This window comes from Methylobacterium sp. UNC378MF, from assembly GCF_900103195.1.
GTDB lineage: Bacteria > Pseudomonadota > Alphaproteobacteria > Rhizobiales > Beijerinckiaceae > Methylobacterium.
This window is the reverse complement of sequence record NZ_FMWU01000007.1, coordinates 1-17,063: the sequence shown is the minus strand read 5'-3', so window position 1 is coordinate 17,063 and position 17,063 is coordinate 1. Positions and strand designations below refer to the sequence as shown.

Below are 17,063 nucleotides of genomic sequence, written 5' to 3'. Positions count from 1 at the left end.
CCGAGCAGAGTTCCGCGATGACCCTCTCCCGCCACTTTTCCGCCTTCGCCGGCAAGGTCGCCAAGTGGGCCGGCCATCCGCTTGCTTTCGCGCTTGGAGCGGCCTCGGTCGTGGCCTGGGCGGCAAGCGGTCCCTACTTCCACTTCTCGGACACATGGGAGCTCGTCATCAACACGGGCACCACCATCGTGACCTTCCTGATGGTGTTCCTGATCCAGAACTCGCAGAACCGGGACGGGGCGGCCATCCAGGCCAAGCTCGATGAGCTCATCCGGTCGAGCGCGGCCCAGAACCGTTACATCGGTATCGAGAGCTTGACCGAGGAGGAGCTCGACGAGCTCAAGCAACGCTGCGAGACGCGCGCCCGAGCCGAGCGCCTGAACGATGCGCGCGAGGCGGCCGACGAGGCCGAGGCGCGGGCCCATGAGAAGGCGGCCCGCGCCGCAGAGAGGATGGGTTAGCGCGGCGGTCAGGCGCTAGCTCACAGCTTAGGCTCCGGACCCCGCTTCACCTTGCGGCGAGACCGATGGGTGCGCTTCCGATTAGGCCGTGCCGTTGCCGCCCGTGGCGCCGTAGACCTCGCCGGTGACGTAGCTCGCCTCCTGGCTCGCCAGGAACACGTAGACCGGCGCGAGCTCCACCGGCTGGCCGGGACGGCCGAGCGGGACCTCGGAGCCGAACTTCTCGACGTTCTCCTGCGGCTGGCCGCCGGACGGCTGCAGAGCCGTCCAGAACGGGCCGGGTGCCACCGCGTTTACGCGGATGCCTTTCGCGACCTGCTGCTTGGCAAGCGCCTTCGAGAAGGCAACAATGCCGGCCTTTGTGGTGGCGTAGTCGACCAGGATCTGCGGCGGGTTGTAGGCCACCACCGAAGCCGTGTTGATGATGGACGCCCCCGCCGGCATGTGCGGCAGCGCCGCCTTGGTGATCCAGAACATGGCGTAGAGGTTGGTCTTCAGTGTCCGGTCGAACTGCTCGTCCGTGATGTCTCCGATATCTTTCTGGTTCGTCTGCTTGCCGGCGTTGTTGACCAGGATGTCGAGGCCCCCGAGGTCGGTGACGGCCTTCCGGACCAGCGCCTCGCAAAACGCTTTTTCGGTGATGTCGCCGGGCAGCAGGACGGCCTTGCGCCCCTCGGCTTCGATCAGCTTCGCGACCTCCTGTGCGTCCAGCATCTCGTCCTCGACGAAGCTCAGCGCCACATCCGCGCCCTCGCGGGCGAAGGCGATGGCGGCCGCGCGCCCGATGCCGGAATCGGCGCCGGTCACCAGGGCCTTGCGACCAGCGAGGCGGCCGTGGCCCCGGTAGCTGGTCTCGCCGTGGTCCGGCTTCGGGTCCATCGCTCCGGCGAGGCCCGGCGCCTCCTGAGGCTGTCGCTTGAACGGCGGCTGCGGGTACTGGGTGCGCGGGTCCTGCATCGTGAGGCGCTTGTCGGCGTCGTCGGTCATGGAACTGTCCTGTCGCGCCGCCTTCGAACGGGACAGCTCGTGCGGCACGCGTGTCAGGTGATGCTGTCCGGGGTCACTTGAAATGGACGCCGCCCCCGGATGTTCCGGCGCCTGCGGCCATGTGGACGCCGCCGAGGGCTCCCGTCAGGCAGCTTTGCTCCGCCTGTTCCTGAGTGCGGCCATGGCCTCGTCGGCGGCACGCTGCCCACTGTCATGGGCACTGTGGGCGGTAGTGAAGTCGAAGGGATGCGTCACCTTGCCCGCGAAGAACAGAGACGCCCATACGAGCCATCGCGCGCGACAGAATCTGACCGGTAGCGTCCGCTTACAGGATGTCTTCGCGGCCAGCTGAATGTCTCAATTGGGCGCCAAGGCGAACGTCCGGTTCTGCGGGTGACGGCGTTCCGACATGACGCAGTCCGGCCGAAAGCCGCTGGTCCGCTTCGGAGCACAGGCTACCGATAAGCAGACGCTTCCCGATGCCGTGAGCATTCTCTTCGTCAAAGCCGGTGTTCTTCCACCAAGCACGCTACAGGGAACTGTCCGGCCGACTCGCCTACCAAGACGACACCCTCCGGGCCGGTCGCAGGCAGAACGCCGCCGTCGCCTTCGTCGACATGCGCCGGTCGGCGACACGGTCAACGTCGCCGCTTGTCTGGAACAGGCGACGAGGGCGCATGGCGTGGCCATCCTCGTGTCGGAACATAGTGCCAGCGACTGGCGCGAGATCAGCCAGGTGCCCTTGCGGGGTCGGACCGAGGCCATGGCGTATTTCACCGCGACGGAACCGAACGCGTCGGCCGACCTTGGCATCCCGGTGCCTCGGCTGGCCGAAGTGGGGCCCGGAAAGGCCACGGGGAGCGAACAACCTTGGAAGTCATCCACGACGACCCCCCGATGCCGGAGGAGATCGCGAACGGGTTCTACCCGGCCTTCGAGGACCGATGGCGCAAGGCTGAACTTGCGGGTCGGTTCGCCATGGTCGGATTCGTGCTGGTGTGCGCCCTCGGCCTGCTTGGGCATGGTCCGTTCAGCGAGCGCAGTCTAACGAACAAGGATGGCTCGATAAGCATCCGTTACGAGCCAGTGGTCCGTTTCGGGGCGCCCACAATTATTCGCTTCGACACACGTGTTCCACCGGGCGGCGACAAAGTGGCCGTGACCATCGCCAAGGACCTCGTCGACCAATTCGGCCTTGAGAGCATTACGCCGCGGCCGGCGACCTGGGAGATTGCCGGGAGCAACATCCGCCTCGTGTTCCCTGTGCAGGTCGGGGAGAGCCACGCGCTGATCCGCTTCACGGGTTCGCCGGCTTTCCGGGGCGGGATGGATCTCACCGCCCGGCTCGATGCAGGTGAGACCCTGTCCTGGTCGCAGTACGCGGTGCCGTAGACATGAACACCGTGCTTAAGGCCGCCGCGGCCTACCTCATCGTCTTGTTCGTCATTCGCCTCGTCGGGCGACGGACCGCCAGTCAGCAGGCGCCCATCGACATGGTGGTGCTGTTCCTTTTCGGCGGCCTGAGCGTCAGCGCCATCCTCGGCGATGACCACTCGTTCACGGGTGCCATGAGCGCGCTGTTCACCGTCGGGCTGATGCACGTCTCGGTGTCCTGGTTGAAGCTGCGCTTCGTCTGGTTCGAACGCATCGTCGACGGCACGCCGATCGTGGTCTACCGTGATGGCGACTGGGACGAGACAAACATGCGGCGCCTGCGGATGCAGCAGGCCGACGTGCGCACGGCGGCGCGGCAGCAAGGGCTAGACGACCTAGAGAAGATCGCCGTCGCTATCGTCGAGCGAGACGGCAAGGTGTCCGTCATCGAGAAAGACTGAGCCGCTCCCGGCAACGCATCTCGTTGTCTCAAATCGATACCGGCCGAAAGCGCGTTTCACAAAACTGTGTGAAGCTAAAGGACCACTTGAACTTAGGTTCTTGCATGCCGACTTCCGAGCTGCGCCTGCGGTTGGGCGCTCTACGGAGAAGATCATGCCGCACCACGACACAGTCGCTCTGACGGGCACAATTGAACACGTATTTGCACACCGCTTCACCCTGGAGGCGGACGGGAAGACCCATCTAGCCGACCTGACGCCGAAGGGTTTGGAAGCCTTCCCCCTGAGCGAGGGGCTCCGCGTCTCACTTGAGGGCGAGCTCCGGCCTTCCGAGATCAAGGTCACCCGCATCGCCGCCGACGGTCGCGAGCCCGTCCGAATCGAGCACAAGAAGCCGAACCACGCCCCGGGCCACAAGCACGCCGACGTTCCCGCAGATCCCGAGCGCGTCCTCGCCTCGGCGAAGGCTGCGGGCTGGGCCTCGGCGGGCGAGCCCCGCCGCAAGCCCGAGCACTTCGAGGTGCTGGCGCGACAGGGCAACGGCCCCTGGACCGAACTTCACGTCGACTTCGCGGGCACCATCTACAAGCGGAAGCCCGCCGATGCGGAGAAGTGGGGCTTGGCCGCCTAAGGACGGTCGCGGGGCCGCAATCACGGCCCCGCGCGTTGACTGCCGATGGCGACCGCTACTCGCGGGCTGCGGCCGAGGTGGCGTTCGGGCGCCAACTCGTCGGATCCAAGTCTGCCTCGGAGGTTGCGGGACCTACAATGGCGTCGGCCGCCGTCGTCGCCCCAATGCAGCCGTTCTGGTGCGTCCTTGCAGGCCCGAGGCTGAGCCGGCCCAGGACGACTGCGAAAAGCTCCAGGCAACCCGGTCACTCGCCGATCAGCTTCCTCAGCCGGTTGAGGTCGGCCAATTGCTGGAGCGCGTGGTCGCGGTCGGCCGCCGCGAGGCCTAGCGTGACGGCTTCCAGCGCGATCAGGGTCGTGGCGTGAAGGGCGACCTCGTTCGCGCGACCGCGCCGGGCCAGCAGCACGACCGTGGCCTGCCTTGCCAACGCGCTCGTGTGCCTATCGGTCACCAGCACCACCGGCAGCCCTAAACGGCGGGCTTCCGCCATCACGGCCTGGACCTCGCGATAGGGCTGCCCATAGGCGAGGAGCAGGACCGCGTCGCCGGCCTGCAGGCCGAGCAGTTGGTCGGCGAGCGACCAGCCCGTGGCGTCGAGAAGGAAGCTGCCTCGCCCCGAACGGGTGAGCTGGAAGGCGAGGTATCGGGCGAGGTGGGCGGAAGGCCCGATCCCGAACACGCCGATGCGGGTCGCCGGATGCAGGGTGGTGATGGCCGCGAGGATGGCCGCCTTTCCCTCTTCCGTCCGCAGCGCCTCCATTCCCTCTTCATGGGCCGCCAGCACGGCGTCGATGGCCTGGCCCGCGTTCTCGCCGACGCTGGCCAGGGTGCGTCGCATATCGGCCGCCGGCGTTCCGCGGTCATCCAGGCCGGCAGCCAGCGCCTGCTTGAGGTCCGCCAGGCCGTCGAAGCCGAGCGCCTGCACGGCCCGGATGACGGTCGCGTCCGACGTGCCGAGCTGGGCCGCGATCTGGGCGGCGGAACTCGCAAGGACCGCCGCACGGTTCCGGTCGAGATAGCTTGCGACCCGGGCCGCCGACGGCGTCAGCGTCGGCGTCAGGCGTCGGACCAAGGTCCCGAACTCTTCCGTCACGGCGTTCCCCTCGTTCGGCGAGGCATTTCGATCCGCCCCGAGTCCGCAATGTAGTGATTTCTACACAGCTCTTGACAAAGGTAGTGATACCTACAATTTGGCCGTCCATCAAGCCGATGCGCGCAGGCCCGTCGGCAGGAGGGCGACCCGGATGACCGTCGACTGGATCCATGCATGGCCGACGGCGCTCGCCGCGTTCCTGGCGTCCGCGGTCGAATTCGTCGAGGCGTTGACGGTGGTGCTTGCCGTCGGTGCGATCCGCGGATGGCGGGGAGCCCTCACCGGCACCAGCGCGGCCCTCGCCCTCCTGCTGGCCGTCGTGCTGATGTTCGGCCCGGCGCTGACCCGCATACCGCTCCAGGACGTCCAACTCGTCGTCGGCGGGCTGCTCCTGCTGTTCGGCCTCCGGTGGTTGCGGAAGGCCGTCCTGCGTGCGGCCGGCGTCATCCCCCTTCATGACGAGACCGTCGCCTACGAACGGGAGACCGGCAGCCTGCGGGCGGCTGGTCCCTCCGATGGCGCCTGGGACGCCGTCGGGTTCGCCACCGCGTTCAAGATCACCATGCTCGAAGGCCTGGAGGTCGTGTTCATCGTCATCGCCGTCGGGGCTGGCGGCGCCGGCCTCCTGGTTCCCGCAAGCGTCGGGGCCGTGGCCGCACTCCTGCTCGTGGCGGCGCTCGGCCTCATCCTACACCGGCCGCTGTCGACGGTGCCCGAGAACGCGCTCAAGTTCGTAGTCGGGGTCCTGCTCGCGGCGTTCGGCACGTTCTGGGTCGGCGAAGGCATCAGCCTGGACTGGCCCGGCGCCGACTGGTCGATCCTCGGGCTTACCCTCGGCTTCCTCGCCGTCGCCTCGCTCGCCGTGCCGCTGTGCCGCCGCCGCGCGGGCACCGGTCAATTCCTGGCCCTCCGCTGAGCCGATCCGTCATGAACGCCATCAGAGCCATCGCCCGGGAGCTTCTGGGCCTCGTCGTCGACGATGTCGGTTTCGCCGCCGCCACCCTAGGCTGGATCGCCTTCGTCTGGGTGTTCGCCACCATGGCGCCGCAGCCGGTCCCCTGGATGGCGATCCTGCTCTTCTGCGGCGTTGCGGCGATCCTCGTGGAGAGCGTCCTGCGTCGCTCGGGAGCCGCGCGATGACCGGTACGCCGACACCCTTGGACGGCGGACACGGCACGCCGTCCACGCGACGCGGTCCACGGGGCCTGATGGTCGCCGTCCTGGCCCTGTGCGCCGTCGGCTTTGCCGCCTATCGCCACGAGGCGGCACCTCCCCCGGCCCCGGAAGCCGCCGCCCCGGCGCCCGTGCCGGTCGTGACGGCGGCCGTGCGGACCCAGGACGTGCCCATCGTCCTGACCGGCGTCGGGACGGTCAACGCGCTGAACCTGGCGACAATCCGCAGCCAGGTCACCGGGTACCTGCAGAGTGCTGACTTCACGGAGGGCCAGTTCGTGAAGCGGGGCGACGTGCTCGCCCGGATCGACCCGCGCATCTACCAGGCCCGCCTCGAACAGGCGCAGGCCCAGCTGGCCAAGGACCAGGCGCTGCTCGCCAACCAGAAGACCAACCTCGCCCGCAACGAGCCCCTCCTGCAGAAGGGTTTCGCGACCGACCAGCAGGTCGTCAGCGAGCGCGCCCAGATCGCGCAGACCGAGAGCGCTCTGAAGGGCGACCAGGCCGCCATCGACTACGCGCAGACCGAACTCGACTTCACGACGCTGCGCGCGCCCTTCGACGGCGTGACCGGAATCCGCCGGGTCGACATCGGTAACATCGTCAATCCCACGGACACCAACGGCATCGTCGTCCTGACGCAGGTGCAGCCGATCAGCGTGCTCTTCACCCTGCCCACGAGCGACATCGCGGCCGTGCAGGCGGCCCTGAACCGGGGCCCGGTCGCCGCGACCGCCTACGACCAGTCCGGCGACCGAAAGCTCGACACCGGCACCCTGCTCCTCATCAACAACCAGGCCGACCCGAGGTCCGGCACCGTGCAGCTCAAGGCGGTCTTCCCGAACGCCCAGCGCCAGCTCTGGGCCGGCAGTTTCGTCAACGCCGCGGTGACCACCTCGGTCGAGAAGGGGGCGTTGACGGTTCCGACCAACGCCCTGCAGGTCAGCGACACAGGCCAGTTCGTCTACGTGGTCGGGGCGGACGACACGATCTCGGTCCGCCCGGTGACGGTCAAGCAGCGCACCCGCGGCGTCGCGCTGGTCGCGGACGGTCTGAAGGACGGCGAGACGGTCGTGGTCCAGGGCCAGTACCGGCTCAAACCCGGCACGCGGATCACGCCCGCGTCGCCGGACCAAGTGCCCGACACCTCCACGGCCTCGGCGGGGATGCTGCCATGAACATCTCCTCCGGCTTCATCCGGCGGCCCGTCGCCACCGGCCTGCTGATGTTCGCCGTCGTAGTGCTCGGCGCGATCAGCTATACGCTCCTGCCAGTCGCCTCGCTCCCGAACGTCGATTCGCCGACGATCCAGGTCACCGCGCAGCTGCCCGGCGCCGACCCGAAGACCGTCGCCTCCTCGGTGGCCACCCAGCTCGAGCGCCAGTTCGGCCAGATCCCCGGCCTCACCCAGATGACGTCGAGCAGCGGGACGGGCTTCACCCAGGTCTCGCTGCAATTCGACCGGGGCCGGACCATCGACTCGGTCGCCTCCGACGTGCAGGCGGCCATCAACGCCACGCAGGGCCAGTTGCCGGCGGCGCTCCTCAACCCGCCGACCTACCGCAAGACCAACCCGGCCGACGTGCCGATCCTCCTGATCGCCATGTCGTCGGACGTGTTCCCGATCACGACCGTGAGCGACTACGCCTACTCGCTCATGGCCCAGAAGATCTCGCAGATCCCGGGGGTCGGCCTCGTCGGCGTCGGTGGCCTGCAGAGCCCGGCCATCCGCATCCAGGTCAACCCGGCCCAGCTCGCTGCCGAGAACCTCGATTTCGAGACGGTGCGGACCGCCCTCTCGAACCTGACCGTGCTGCAGCCCAAGGGGCAGCTCTACGGCGGCCAGCAGGCCGTGGCCCTGCAGAGCAACGACCAGATCACGACGGCCGCCGGCTTCGAGGACGCCATCGTCGCCTACCGCGATGGGGCCCCGATCCGGGTCCGGGACCTTGGGCGCGCGGTGAAGGCGCCCCAGGACGTCACCATCGCCGGTTGGGTCGGCGAGAAGCCGGCCGTGGCGCTCGCCGTGCAGCGGGCACCCGGCGCCAACGTCATCGCGACGGTGGCGGCCATCAAGAAGGCGCTGCCGCAGCTCCAGGCCTCGCTGCCGCCGGGCATCGACGTGCGGATCACCTCGGACCGGACCCAGACCATCCAGGCCAGCGTCAAGGACGTGCAGTTCACCCTGCTCCTGACCATCGTGCTGGTGGTCGGCGTCATCGCCCTGTTCCTGCGCAGGCTCTGGGCGACGGTGATCCCCGCCGTGTCGGTGCCGATCTCCCTCGTGGGCACCTTCGCGGTGATGTACGTGCTGGGCTACAGCCTCGACAACCTGTCGCTGATGGCGCTGACCATCGCCATCGGCTTCGTGGTCGACGACGCCATCGTCATGGTCGAGAACATCGTCCGCCATATCGAGGAGGGCGCCAGCCCGATGCAGGCGGCGCTCGACGGGGCCGGTGAGATCGGCTTCACGATCCTGTCGATCTCGATCTCGCTCGTGGCGGTGTTCATCCCGCTGTTCCTGATGGGCGGCGTCGTCGGGCTGATGTTCCGCGAGTTCGCGGTGACCGTGGCGGTGTCGATCCTCGTCTCGGTCATCGTGTCGCTGACGCTCACGCCGATGATGTGCGCCCGGCTCCTCCCGGGCGGCGAGGAGAAGGCCCCGGGACGGCTATCGCGCTGGCTGGAGGGCTTCTTCACTTGGCTGACCGCGCGCTACGACGACGGGTTGAAGTTGGCCCTGCGCTACCGCTTCGTCACGCTGCTGACCTTCTTCGGCACGGTGGCGCTCACCGGCTACCTGTTCTGGACGATCCCCAAGGGCTTCTTCCCGCAGCAGGACACGGGCCTGATCGTCGGTATCAGCGAGGCGGCCCAGGACGTCTCGCCCGAGGGCATGAAGCAGCGCCAGCAAGCCATCCTCGGCATCATCATGAAGGATCCGGCGGTGGCGGACGTCGCCGGCTACATCGGCCCCGGCGGTCCGACCGTGACGGAGAACAACGGCCGCGTCTTCATCACGCTGAAGCCGGACACCGAGCGGAACGTCACCGCCGACCAGGTGATCGCCCGCCTGTCCAAGGCCCTCGACCAGGTCCAGGGCATGAAGGTCTACATGCAGGCCGCCCAGGACATCACCATCGGCGCCGTCGTCTCGAAGACCCAGTACCAGTTCACCATGACCGACATCGACCAGTCGGAGCTCGAACACTACGGCCCGAAGCTGCTCGACGCGCTGCGGAAGCTGCCCGAGCTGACAGCGGTCGCCAGCGACCAGCAGTCGGCGGCGCGGATGCTCAACGTCGTGGTCGACCGCACGGCCGCCTCGCGCCTCGGCATCGACCCGGCCGCCGTCGACAACACGCTTTACGACGCGTTCGGGCAGCGCCACGTGGCGCGCATCTATCTGCCGCTGAACTACTACTACGTCATCCTGGAGGTCGACCCGCACTACCAGCTCGGGCCCAACGCCCTGCAGCGGATCTACGTCCGGTCGCAGGACAACACCTCCGTGCCGCTCAGCCAGATCGCCAGGATCGAGACCGGCACGATGCCGGCGGTGGTCAACCACCAGGGCCAGTTCCCGTCCGTGACCCTGAGCTTCAACCTCGCCCCGGGCGCCACCATCGGCGCGGCGGTCGCGGCCGTGCAGAAGGCGGCCGCCGACCTGCACATGCCGTCCTCCGTGGCGACCGCGTTCCAGGGCAACGCCCAGGCTTTCCAGACCTCGCTCGGCTCGACGCCGCCGCTGATCCTGGCGGCCCTGTTCGCGGTCTACGTGATCCTGGGGGTGCTCTACGAGAGCACAATCCACCCGCTGACCATCCTGTCGACCCTGCCCTCGGCCGGCCTCGGCGCGCTGGCGACGCTGATGCTGGTCGGGCGGCCGCTCGACATGATCGGCATCATCGGGATCATCCTGCTCATCGGCATCGTGAAGAAGAACGGCATCATGCTGGTCGACGTCGCCATCGTGGCAGAGCGCGAGGGCGGCAAGTCTCCGGAGGCGGCCATCCACGAGGCCTGCCTGCTGCGCTTCCGCCCGATCCTGATGACGACGCTGTGCGCCCTGCTCGGCGGCGTCCCCCTGATGCTGGGCACCGGGACCGGCTCGGAGATCCGCCAGCCGCTCGGCTACGCGATCGTCGGTGGCCTCGCCGTCAGCCAGGTGCTGACGCTGTTCACCACGCCAGTCGTCTACCTCTACATGGACAGGCTCAGGCTGGCGCTCACCCGGCGCCGGCCGACCGAGGCAGGGCGCCCGGCGGTCGAGGCGCGATGACCGTCGTTCGCCGGCGATCCACGATGCGGGGCGCCGGTGCGCCCCGAGCCCCTAAGCCACGCCTAAGCCGCTTCCCTGACCCTCGCGTCACCCGATGCAGACCGAAGGGGAATGGCGATGACACCGACGGTGAGCGCTTCCGCGCGCATGCTGAACAAGGTCCCGCAGGCCACGCTGATCTTCTGGGTCATCAAGATCATGTCGACCACGGTCGGCGAGACCGGCGCCGACTACCTCGCCGTCCATGTCGGCCTGGGGACCGCGGTCACCGGCGCCATCATGGTGTCGCTTCTGGCCGCCGCGCTGGCCCTCCAGGCCCGCACGCGCCGCTACGTGCCGTGGATCTACTGGCTCACGGTCTTGCTGGTCAGCATCGTCGGCACGCAACTGACCGACTTCCTGACGGACAAGCTGGAAGTGAGCCTCTACGCCAGCACCGCAGCCTTCGCCGTCGCCCTCTCGGCGACCTTCGCGCTCTGGCACGCGTTCGAGGGCACGCTCTCGATCCGCACCATCGTGACCCGGAGGCGCGAGGGCTTCTACTGGCTCGCCATCCTGCTCACCTTCGCGCTCGGCACGGCGGCGGGCGACCTCGCTACGGAGGCGCTGGGGCTCGGCTTCGACTGGGGCGTCGTCGCCTTCGGATCGTTGATCGCCGCGACGGCCCTGGCCCGTCGTCTCGGAGCCGGCGCCGTCCTGACTTTCTGGGTCGCCTACGTCCTGACCCGTCCGCTCGGCGCGGCCCTCGGGGACCTGCTCTCCCAATCCCGGGAGTACGGGGGGCTCGGCTTCGGCACCGTCGTCACGAGCCTCGTGTTCCTGAGCGTCATCGTCGCCCTGGTCGCCTTCGTGACCTTCAACGCCGCGCCGGCCGGAGCCGCGCGCACCGCGCAGCGGGCGTGACCGCGCCGGTCGGTGTCCTTCCCCGGGACGGGGCCGAGAAGGCTGGCCGCCGCCGAACGCGGGCGCTCTCCACCCCTAAGCGGGGACTAAGTGAAGGGGAGCAGACGGGCCACGATGTCCGGATACGGGCATCGGTTCGAGAGGAGCGCTTTCCATGACCGTCAAGACCGTCGCCTGCGCCGCCGCAATCCTGGCCTTCACCTCCGTGTATCTGCAAGCGGAAGGCTGGGCCGGCCCCTCGTTCGGCACCGCGCAGGCCGCCGCATCGAAGCTGGGCGACCTGGGCCAGTTCAAGGCCATCGCGGTCGACACCCAGGCCCTCGTCGACAAGGGCGATCTCGCCGCCGCCAAGGCGCGGATCAAGGATCTGGAAACGCAGTGGGACGAGGCCGAGGCCGGCTTGAAGCCCCGGGCGGCGGCGGATTGGCACAAGGTCGACAAGGCCATCGACCGCGCCCTCGACGCGCTGCGTGCCTCGGCGCCGGCCGCCGCGGCCTGCAAGGTCGCGCTCGCCGACCTCGTGCAGACCATGAACGCGGTTGGCTGAGGAGGCCGTCGGCGGCGCGGGCCTTCGGCTGCCTGAGGAAGAACGCCGCGCCGTGCGGCGACGGGATGGATGGGACGATGCGGGTTCTCCTCGTCGAGGATGACAGGATGATCGGGGCCGCGCTCCAGCAGGCGTTGCGGGACGCGGCCTACGCGGTCGACTGGGTCCGTGACGGCGCGTCCGCCCAGGATGCCACGGCGACCGAGGCCTACGACATCGTCCTCCTCGACCTCGGCCTCCCGGGCGACGACGGGATGTCCGTCCTGCGGCGCCTGCGAACGAACGGCGCGACCATGCCCGTCATCATCGTCACCGCGCGCGACGGGCTGGACGACCGCATCGGCGGCCTCGACGTCGGCGCCGACGACTTCGTCACGAAGCCATTCGAGCCAGGTGAGTTGCTCGCCCGGATGAGGGCGGTCCTGCGCCGTCCGCGCGGCGCGGCGGCGCCGCTGCTCGACAACGGCGTCGTCAGCCTCGACCCGTCCACCTTCGAGGCCCGGACCGGCGACACCGCCTGCCGCCTGACGGCGCGGGAATTCGCCTGCCTGCAGGCTCTCATGCATCGCCCCGGCGCGATCCTGTCGCGCCATGACCTGGAGGGGCGCATTTACGGCTGGAACGAGGAGGTCGAGAGCAACGCCGTCGAGTTCCTCATCCACGCCGTGCGCCGCAAGCTCGGCAACGCCGTCATCCGCAACGTCCGCGGGGTCGGCTGGATGGTGGACCGGCCGACGTGATGCGCTCGGTCCGGGCCCGCCTGTTCGTCGGACTGTCGGTGCTCGTCGTCGGCACGAACATCGGTTTCGGGCTGCTGTCGTACCGTCGCGCCGCCGAGGAGGCCACGGAACTCCAGGACGCCGTCCTGCACCAGGTCGACCGGTTCGCAGTCCAGGCGGGCGGCACGGGCCTCGACCTGACCGACGCCCAGGACGAACCGGAGTTCCGCGTCGTCATCGAGGTCCTGGGGGCCGTCCGTCCGGGCTCGCCCCTGGCGGGGGTCCCGGGCGACACCCCCGACGGGATCTCGACGGTCGGGAAGGGTGGCGCACGGTGGCGGCTCCTGGTCCGAACGCGCCCGGACGGCAAACGCGTCGGAATCGCCCAATCGACCGCGAGCCGGGACGAGCGCGTCAGGGACACGCTCCTCCAGACGCTCGTTCCCCTGTTGCTGCTGTTGCCCTGCCTGCTCCTGCTGGTCGGTGTGATCATCCAGGCGAGCTTCAGGCCGCTGTCGGTCCTCGCCGGACGTCTCGACGCACGGCCCCCGGACGACCTGCGAACCCTGCCGGCCGAGGGGGTGGCGGTCGAGCTCCTGCCCTTCATCGATGCGATCAACCGGCTCCTCGGGCGCGTCGGCGAGATGGTCGAGCATCGCCGCCGCTTCGTCGCCGACGCCGCGCACGAGCTTCGGACCCCGGTCACGGCGCTGACCGTCCAGGCGGAGAATCTGTCGCGGCTCGGCATGCCGGCGGAGGCCCTTCCCCGCTTGGCCGCGCTCCAGGGTGGCATCCGGCGTCTCGGCCACCTTCTCGAACAGCTTTTGTCCCTCGCCCGGTACGAGGAAGGCACGGCGGCCGCCACCGCAGGGACGTCGCTCGACGCGGCGGCCCGGGACGTGGTCGCCGCCATGATCCCTGTCGCCGACGAGAGGTCGACCGACCTCGGCTTCAGCCGCATCGAGCCGGCGGACGTCAGGGCGGACCCGACCAGCCTGCGCGTGATGATCCGCAACCTGCTCGACAACGCGCTGCGGCACACGCCGGTGGGCGGTCGGATCGATGTCGAGGTCTATGCGGAGGCCGGCTTCGCGGTCTTCCGGGCGACCGACGACGGCCCGGGCATCGCGGCCGACGAAATCGACCGCATCCTCGATCCGTTCGTGCGCGGCGGCCACGTCGAGACCGAGGGCACAGGCCTTGGGCTGTCCATCGTCCGGAGCGTCGCGGAAACATGCGGGGGCTCCGTCGTGCTCGCGAACCGGACCGACCGGCCCCACGGCCTCGTGGCGACCGTGCGGATCCCCGCCGCGAGCGAGGCCCGATCCGATTCCGCCGTCATCCCGTAAGCACCGCAGCCGGCATGGGGGTGGGGCCGGTCCGCGTTCACCGGTTCAAGGCCTCGGCGTGGGGATGCCGGCCCGGGCGCTGGGGCAGCAACACGACGAGCAGGACGATGAGGGCCGCGAGGACGCCGGACGCCAGCGGTCGGCTGAGGTTCATGCCGCCCTCCGCCAGCGGCTTGTCCAGGAAATCGCCGACCATCGCCCCGAGGGGCCGCGTCAGGATGAAGGCAGCCCAGAACAGCCCGACCCGGGAGACCCGGGTCCCGTAGTACAGCGCGACCACCACGGCGAGGGCCGCGCCGAAGACGAGCGCCCCGCCCTCGTAGCCGAGGCCGTTGGTGTCGGCGAGCCAATCGCCGAGCGCGGTGCCGAGGGTCTGGGAGAAGGTGATGGCCCCCCAGTAGAACGCCTCGACGCGCGGGGACGAGACGGTGTCGACCGAGAGGGTGCGCTCGGAGGCGTACCAGGCCCCGAGCACCGCAGCGAGGCAGGCGAGGAGCAGGGCCGAGCCGCCGGCGTAACCGATCCCGAGGGACCGGTCGGCGAAGTCCGCCATGGTCGTGCCGAACGTGGTCGAGGCGATGATGGTCGCCCAGTAGAGGACCGGGTTAAACCGGTGTGCCACGATCTGCGCGGCGACGAGGGCCAGGAGCAGCGCGGCGAACAAGGCCGTCCCCGCGAGGTACCCCCAGCCGAGGGTCATCGTGACGGTGTCGCCGCCGGTCTCGCCGAGGGTCGTCGCCAGGATCTTGACGACCCAGAAGCCGAGGGTGACTGCCGGCACCTTGCTCAGGGCCTGTCGATGGGCGTCGTCCATGGGCTGCCTTCCGATGTTCGTGAGGGATGCCGGCGTCAGGCCGCTTCCCGGTCTTCCAGGTCGTGCCCCGCCCGCTGCGGGATCAGCAGGACGCAGGCGACCATCGCCGCCGCGAGGACGGCGGAGATCGTGATGTCGCTGATGCCGAGGCCGCCGTTGGCGGCCGGCTTGTCGAGGGAGTTGGCGAGGGTGGCGCCCAGCGGGCGCGTCAGGACGAAGGCGGCCCAGAAGAGCAGCGGCCGGGAGACCTTCGTCAGGAAGTGCAGGCCGGCGACGACCGCCAGGGCGACGGCGATGAGCGCGGCGCTGCCGTTGTAGCCGAGCCCCGTGCTGTCGGCCATCCAATCGCCCAGGGCCGTGCCGAGCGTCTGCGAGAACATGATGGCCGCCCAGTAGAACCCCTCGGCCTTCGGCGAGTGGACCGTCTCGACGGCGATGGTCCCGAGCGTCCGCTTCCAGAGGACAAGGGTGGCGACGACCAGCGAGAGGAGCAGGATGGAGCCGCCCGGGTACCCGATGCCCAGCGAGCGGTCGCAGAAGTCGGCCAGCGTCGTGCCGGCGAGCGTCGTCGCCGTGATCACCGCCCAGTACAGCAACGAGTTGAACCGCTCGGCCCGGAACTGGGCGGCCAGCAGGACGATCAGGGCGGAGGCGAAGATGGCCGTTCCGGCGAGGTAGCCGAGCCCGAGGGTCAGCGTCACGGCGTTGCCACCTACCTCCCCGAGCGTCGTCGCGACGATCTTAATGATCCAATAGCCGCGGGTCACCGCCGGTACCTTGCTCGGTGCTGACCGTCGTTCCGCCTGCATTCCGGGTCGATCCTCGCACATTCGGAACGAGGCCCCGTCGCAGGGCTCGTCCGCGACGGAGCCGGTGACGCAGCAGACTGAGCGCAGACTTAGCGGGTACGGACTTTCCGCGTTGAGGCCTCGGCGGCATCGCCTGAACTCCGAGGGCACGAACGGTCGGGTCCGCCTTCTGTAGCAACTCGGCAACGGTTGCCGGCTAGGTTCGCCGGCCTCCGGAACGCTTAGGCTTCATCCGGCGTATGGGTCACGCGGGGCTATGACCGCGCGTGGAGTGTCCACCCATGGCCGCAGTGGTCGCGTTCCCGTCGAAGTCCCGCCGCCCCGCCAAGACGCAGGACCAGGACCAATCCGACCTCGACCTGTTGCACAGCATCTGCGTCGAGTTGATCGGCGAGAACTGGCCTTCCCCCTGAAAAGTGGTCCTCCCTGAGGTATGGCTTTGCGCCATGTGGAGGATGTTTAGATGCGTCGGAAGAAGCATACGGCTGAAGAGATCGTCGCCAAGCTGCGCCAAGTCGATGTCTTGGTCTCGCAAGGGCGCAAGGTCTCTGAAGCAATTCGATCCATCGAGGTGACGGAGGTCACATACTATCGTTGGCGATCCGAGTACGGCGGCTTGAAGGGAGATCAGGTCAGGCGACTGAAGTCTCTGGAAACTGAGAACCAGCGCCTCCGCCGGGCGATCTCCGACCTGACCCTGGAGAAGCTCATCCTGAAGGAGGCGGCTTCGGGAAACTTCTGAGCCCGGCTCGCCGCCGGGCTTGTGTCGACTACGTCGTGGCCGAGCATGGCGTGTCGGAACGGTTTGCTTGCCGCGTTCTGGGCCAGCACCGTTCGACACAGCGCAAGTGCGCCGTGGTGGTCGAGGACGAGGCCCCACTGACGGCCGCCATCGTCGCCCTGGCTCTCCGGTACGGGCGCTACGGCTACCGTCGGATCACCGCGCTGCTGCGTCGCGATGGCTGGACGGTCAACGTGAAGCGGGTCGAACGGATCTGGCGGCGGGAGGGGCTCAAGGTTCCAGCCCGACAGCCGAAGCGAGCCCGCCTCTGGCTCAATGACGGCTCGTGTGTGCGCCTGCGGCCGGAGCGGCCTGACCACGTCTGGTCCTACGACTTCGTCGAGCACCGGACGCATAACGGTCGCAAGTACCGGATGCTGAATGTACTTGATGAGTTTACCCGTGAGTGCCTGGCGATCCGCGTATCTCGTAAGCTGAAGGCGCACGATGTAATCGATGTCCTCTCGGATCTATTCAGCCTGCGCGGCGTGCCAGGCCATATCCGCTCGGACAACGTCCTACGTAGCGAGGAAGGACGGCTGGTCGGGCAACAGGTCTCTGTCCGCGAACATGCGCCCGCGGTGTGTTTGTCGTCAACGTCGATCCAGGCGGCTCCTGCCGATCCGGAAGAACTCTCGGCCATAGCGAACACAGGATCCAGCCGATGCACGCGGCA

17 protein-coding genes and 1 pseudogene are annotated in these 17,063 nt (G+C 68.7%); 14 read left to right on the top strand and 4 right to left on the bottom strand.

Annotated elements, in window-relative coordinates:
* Nucleotides 1-17 precede the first annotated feature (17 nt).
* The gene (locus tag BLT59_RS08840) at nt 18-461 is read left to right on the top strand and encodes a low affinity iron permease family protein (RefSeq protein ID WP_091778574.1); all 444 of its coding nucleotides are present in this window, start codon (nt 18-20) and stop codon (nt 459-461) included.
* An 81-nt stretch (nt 462-542) separates the two neighbouring features.
* Here BLT59_RS08840 and BLT59_RS08835 read toward each other — a convergent pair whose 3' ends face one another.
* Nucleotides 543-1,448, bottom strand: a complete 906-nt coding sequence (locus BLT59_RS08835; RefSeq protein WP_091778573.1) for an SDR family oxidoreductase — start codon at nt 1,446-1,448, stop codon at nt 543-545.
* A gap of 897 nt (nt 1,449-2,345) precedes the next feature.
* Between BLT59_RS08835 and BLT59_RS08830 the strand changes: the two genes are divergently transcribed.
* The 3 genes from BLT59_RS08830 (at nt 2,346) to BLT59_RS08820 (ending at nt 3,914) form a co-directional block, all read left to right on the top strand.
* A complete protein-coding gene (locus BLT59_RS08830; protein ID WP_210185968.1) occupies nt 2,346-2,840 on the top strand; it encodes a hypothetical protein in 495 nt (164 codons plus the stop codon).
* A 2-nt stretch (nt 2,841-2,842) separates the two neighbouring features.
* Entirely contained in the window at nt 2,843-3,283 is a 441-nt protein-coding gene (locus tag BLT59_RS08825) for a DUF421 domain-containing protein (RefSeq protein WP_091778571.1), read from the top strand.
* Nucleotides 3,284-3,437: 154 nt separating this feature from the next.
* Entirely contained in the window at nt 3,438-3,914 is a 477-nt protein-coding gene (locus BLT59_RS08820) for a hypothetical protein (RefSeq protein ID WP_091778570.1), read from the top strand.
* A 244-nt stretch (nt 3,915-4,158) separates the two neighbouring features.
* Here the strand turns inward: BLT59_RS08820 and BLT59_RS08815 are convergent, their stop codons facing one another.
* The gene (locus tag BLT59_RS08815; RefSeq protein ID WP_091778569.1) at nt 4,159-5,007 is read right to left on the bottom strand and encodes a MurR/RpiR family transcriptional regulator; all 849 of its coding nucleotides are present in this window, start codon (nt 5,005-5,007) and stop codon (nt 4,159-4,161) included.
* Between the two features lie 151 nt (nt 5,008-5,158).
* Here BLT59_RS08815 and BLT59_RS08810 point away from each other — a divergent pair, with 151 nt between their 5' ends.
* The 8 genes from BLT59_RS08810 (at nt 5,159) to BLT59_RS08775 (ending at nt 13,983) form a co-directional block, all read left to right on the top strand.
* Nucleotides 5,159-5,923 (top strand): COG4280 domain-containing protein, encoded by a 765-nt coding sequence (locus tag BLT59_RS08810; protein ID WP_091778568.1) that lies wholly within the window; start codon nt 5,159-5,161, stop codon nt 5,921-5,923.
* An 11-nt stretch (nt 5,924-5,934) separates the two neighbouring features.
* Nucleotides 5,935-6,147: a hypothetical protein gene (locus tag BLT59_RS08805; protein ID WP_091778567.1), complete on the top strand. Its 213-nt coding sequence runs from the start codon at nt 5,935-5,937 to the stop codon at nt 6,145-6,147.
* Nucleotides 6,144-7,358, top strand: coding sequence for an efflux RND transporter periplasmic adaptor subunit (locus tag BLT59_RS08800; RefSeq protein ID WP_244513909.1), 1,215 nt, complete (start codon nt 6,144-6,146; stop codon nt 7,356-7,358). The genes BLT59_RS08805 and BLT59_RS08800 overlap by 4 nt, the downstream gene beginning before the upstream one ends.
* Nucleotides 7,355-10,465 carry an efflux RND transporter permease subunit gene (locus BLT59_RS08795; protein WP_091778566.1) on the top strand — a complete coding sequence of 1,037 codons (3,111 nt, stop codon included), beginning with the start codon at nt 7,355-7,357 and terminating at the stop codon, nt 10,463-10,465. Before BLT59_RS08800 ends, BLT59_RS08795 begins: the two co-directional genes overlap by 4 nt.
* A gap of 111 nt (nt 10,466-10,576) precedes the next feature.
* Nucleotides 10,577-11,368 (top strand): COG4705 family protein, encoded by a 792-nt coding sequence (locus BLT59_RS08790; RefSeq protein WP_280141044.1) that lies wholly within the window; start codon nt 10,577-10,579, stop codon nt 11,366-11,368.
* Nucleotides 11,369-11,522: 154 nt separating this feature from the next.
* Nucleotides 11,523-11,915: a hypothetical protein gene (locus BLT59_RS08785; protein WP_091778565.1), complete on the top strand. Its 393-nt coding sequence runs from the start codon at nt 11,523-11,525 to the stop codon at nt 11,913-11,915.
* 77 nt (nt 11,916-11,992) lie between these two features.
* Nucleotides 11,993-12,655 carry a response regulator gene (locus BLT59_RS08780; RefSeq protein WP_091778564.1) on the top strand — a complete coding sequence of 221 codons (663 nt, stop codon included), beginning with the start codon at nt 11,993-11,995 and terminating at the stop codon, nt 12,653-12,655.
* Nucleotides 12,655-13,983: a sensor histidine kinase gene (locus tag BLT59_RS08775; RefSeq protein WP_091778563.1), complete on the top strand. Its 1,329-nt coding sequence runs from the start codon at nt 12,655-12,657 to the stop codon at nt 13,981-13,983. The genes BLT59_RS08780 and BLT59_RS08775 overlap by 1 nt, the downstream gene beginning before the upstream one ends.
* Before the next feature lie 37 nt (nt 13,984-14,020).
* Here the strand turns inward: BLT59_RS08775 and BLT59_RS08770 are convergent, their stop codons facing one another.
* Together BLT59_RS08770 and BLT59_RS08765 are read right to left on the bottom strand one after the other, a co-directional pair.
* Nucleotides 14,021-14,797 carry a COG4705 family protein gene (locus BLT59_RS08770; protein ID WP_091778562.1) on the bottom strand — a complete coding sequence of 259 codons (777 nt, stop codon included), beginning with the start codon at nt 14,795-14,797 and terminating at the stop codon, nt 14,021-14,023.
* A 35-nt stretch (nt 14,798-14,832) separates the two neighbouring features.
* A complete protein-coding gene (locus BLT59_RS08765; RefSeq protein ID WP_091778561.1) occupies nt 14,833-15,606 on the bottom strand; it encodes a COG4705 family protein in 774 nt (257 codons plus the stop codon).
* A gap of 281 nt (nt 15,607-15,887) precedes the next feature.
* Here BLT59_RS08765 and BLT59_RS32130 point away from each other — a divergent pair, with 281 nt between their 5' ends.
* Together BLT59_RS32130 and BLT59_RS08760 are read left to right on the top strand one after the other, a co-directional pair.
* Entirely contained in the window at nt 15,888-16,019 is a 132-nt protein-coding gene (locus BLT59_RS32130) for a hypothetical protein (protein ID WP_280141043.1), read from the top strand.
* A 50-nt stretch (nt 16,020-16,069) separates the two neighbouring features.
* A pseudogene (locus BLT59_RS08760) lies at nt 16,070-16,902 on the top strand (IS3 family transposase); the annotation flags it as partial.
* Nucleotides 16,903-17,063: the final 161 nt, after the last annotated feature.

Bases quoted from the DNA above. Each gene is read 5' to 3' on its own strand.
- BLT59_RS32130 (WP_280141043.1), top strand. From the start codon at position 15,888: ATGGCCGCAGTGGTCGCGTTCCCGTCGAAGTCCCGCCGCCCCGCCAAG.
- BLT59_RS08775 (WP_091778563.1), top strand. From the start codon at position 12,655: ATGCGCTCGGTCCGGGCCCGCCTGTTCGTCGGACTGTCGGTGCTCGTC.
- BLT59_RS08830 (WP_210185968.1), top strand. From the start codon at position 2,346: ATGCCGGAGGAGATCGCGAACGGGTTCTACCCGGCCTTCGAGGACCGA.
- BLT59_RS08835 (WP_091778573.1), bottom strand. From the start codon at position 1,448: ATGACCGACGACGCCGACAAGCGCCTCACGATGCAGGACCCGCGCACC.
- BLT59_RS08825 (WP_091778571.1), top strand. From the start codon at position 2,843: ATGAACACCGTGCTTAAGGCCGCCGCGGCCTACCTCATCGTCTTGTTC.
- BLT59_RS08785 (WP_091778565.1), top strand. From the start codon at position 11,523: ATGACCGTCAAGACCGTCGCCTGCGCCGCCGCAATCCTGGCCTTCACC.
- BLT59_RS08795 (WP_091778566.1), top strand. From the start codon at position 7,355: ATGAACATCTCCTCCGGCTTCATCCGGCGGCCCGTCGCCACCGGCCTG.
- BLT59_RS08780 (WP_091778564.1), top strand. From the start codon at position 11,993: ATGCGGGTTCTCCTCGTCGAGGATGACAGGATGATCGGGGCCGCGCTC.
- BLT59_RS08790 (WP_280141044.1), top strand. From the start codon at position 10,577: ATGGCGATGACACCGACGGTGAGCGCTTCCGCGCGCATGCTGAACAAG.
- BLT59_RS08800 (WP_244513909.1), top strand. From the start codon at position 6,144: ATGACCGGTACGCCGACACCCTTGGACGGCGGACACGGCACGCCGTCC.
- BLT59_RS08805 (WP_091778567.1), top strand. From the start codon at position 5,935: ATGAACGCCATCAGAGCCATCGCCCGGGAGCTTCTGGGCCTCGTCGTC.
- BLT59_RS08840 (WP_091778574.1), top strand. From the start codon at position 18: ATGACCCTCTCCCGCCACTTTTCCGCCTTCGCCGGCAAGGTCGCCAAG.
- BLT59_RS08765 (WP_091778561.1), bottom strand. From the start codon at position 15,606: ATGCAGGCGGAACGACGGTCAGCACCGAGCAAGGTACCGGCGGTGACC.
- BLT59_RS08810 (WP_091778568.1), top strand. From the start codon at position 5,159: ATGACCGTCGACTGGATCCATGCATGGCCGACGGCGCTCGCCGCGTTC.
- BLT59_RS08770 (WP_091778562.1), bottom strand. From the start codon at position 14,797: ATGGACGACGCCCATCGACAGGCCCTGAGCAAGGTGCCGGCAGTCACC.
- BLT59_RS08820 (WP_091778570.1), top strand. From the start codon at position 3,438: ATGCCGCACCACGACACAGTCGCTCTGACGGGCACAATTGAACACGTA.